This window comes from Paracraurococcus lichenis (assembly GCF_030657435.1).
GTDB lineage: Bacteria > Pseudomonadota > Alphaproteobacteria > Acetobacterales > Acetobacteraceae > Paracraurococcus > Paracraurococcus lichenis.
Window position 1 is genome coordinate 1 of record NZ_JAUTWS010000281.1, and the last position, 1,555, is coordinate 1,555.

The 1,555-nt window shown below is 63.7% G+C and carries 1 protein-coding gene; it reads left to right on the forward strand.

Annotated elements, in window-relative coordinates; genetic code table 11:
- Positions 1-175 precede the first annotated feature (175 nt).
- A complete protein-coding gene (locus Q7A36_RS39690) occupies positions 176-1,249 on the forward strand; it encodes a YihY/virulence factor BrkB family protein (RefSeq protein WP_305109302.1) in 1,074 nt (357 codons plus the stop codon).
- The last annotated feature ends 306 nt before the right edge of the window (positions 1,250-1,555 follow it).

Sequence of the window (1,555 nt, forward strand, 5' to 3'; positions counted from 1 at the left end):
GCATCACTGCAGTGGAGCGCCGTCAGGCGCTGTGACGGCTGGCCACCCTGCCCGTCGAAATTGCCCCGGATATCGCCGCTCCAAACGGGTTGTTGGCAGTGCCACATAGCGGGTCCGAGGAAACTGCTTCATCGGCAGACCGTTCCACGAACATGTTCATCATGGGTGCTTTGCCATGGGCCGGATCTGGACATTGCTGAAGGATACTGGGGAAGGCTTCATAGCGGACGACGCTTTGACGCGGGCTGCTGGTATCGCCTACTTCACCCTGTTCTCGGTTGGGCCGCTGCTGTTCATCGCCACCGGTATCGCCAGCTTCGTCTTTGGTCGCGACCAAGTCGATGATGCCATCACCGCTCAGATGGCTAGCATGCTGGGCGACCAAGCGGCGCGCGAAGTCGGGCGGCTTGCTGAGGGTGCGATGGGTGGCGCGCGCGGCGGCTGGGCCGTGGCGATCGGCCTGGGCACCCTGCTCCTCACCGCCGGTGGCGCCTTCGGTGCCTTGCAGAATGCGCTGAACGCCGTCTGGAAGACCGAGGTGCCGGAGGCGGGCTCGATCACTGAGACTGTCTCCCGTCTGGTCAAGGCGAAGGCCGCGGCGCTCGGGTTGGTGGCGACGACAGGTTTCATCCTGATCGCCTCCCTCGCGGTCAGCGCGGCCATCGCATCCTTCGGCTCGTGGTTGGAAGCTGTGCTCCCGGGCGGCGTGTTGCTTGCCCACGTGCTGAGCATCACGGTAACAATAGGCATTCTGACACTGCTGTTCGCGGCGATCTACAAGGTGCTGCCGGATCGCAAGCTCGCCTGGCGCGACGTCTTCATTGGGGCCTTCACCACCGCCGTTCTATTCACCGTCGGCAAGACCCTGATTGCGCTCTATATCGGAAGCAGCAATGTCGCCGCTGGCTTCGGTGCTGCGAGCACCATCATCATCGTGCTGGTTTGGCTCTATTACTCGGCGCTGATCTTCCTGGCCGGGGCAGAGTTTACGCGAGCCTGGGCCAATCTCAGTGGGACCAAGCAGGCGGCGCCAGTGCCGGCGAAGCCAACCGATGCGGTGCTCGCCCCGGACATCGAACGACGCGGGTTGCAGCCGCAATCCGCGCCAACACCAGAGCGCGCACCCAATGCCATCCTGCAGCTTCTTGTTGCCCTGCTCCCGATCATCGTCAACGGGATTGTGCAAGGCCTGATGGCGCATCGGTCGCGGGCGGCACGCAACCGTCGGCCGCTGCCACGCCGCGACTGAGGGGTCGGCTCTCCGACCCTGTCGAGCGGGAGAGGATAAAACCGTTCGTCTGCATGACCGTGCCGACCGGGATGGCAGTTCACCTATAAAAGGCGAGTTGCGACCATGCCCTGGACACCCCTGACGCGCGTCGAGCCGACCAGATGTCACCAATGCCCGAACCTGCCCTTCCCTCGGCTGTCATCACTGCCACCTTGCGTCGTTCTCTGGAGAGAAGCATCGTGGAAGTTGTCGAGCGCCGCGAGATCGACATCACCCAGGGCAGTGTGGTGCACGGCTCAGCGGTGTGGACGCACGTAGCCCTAT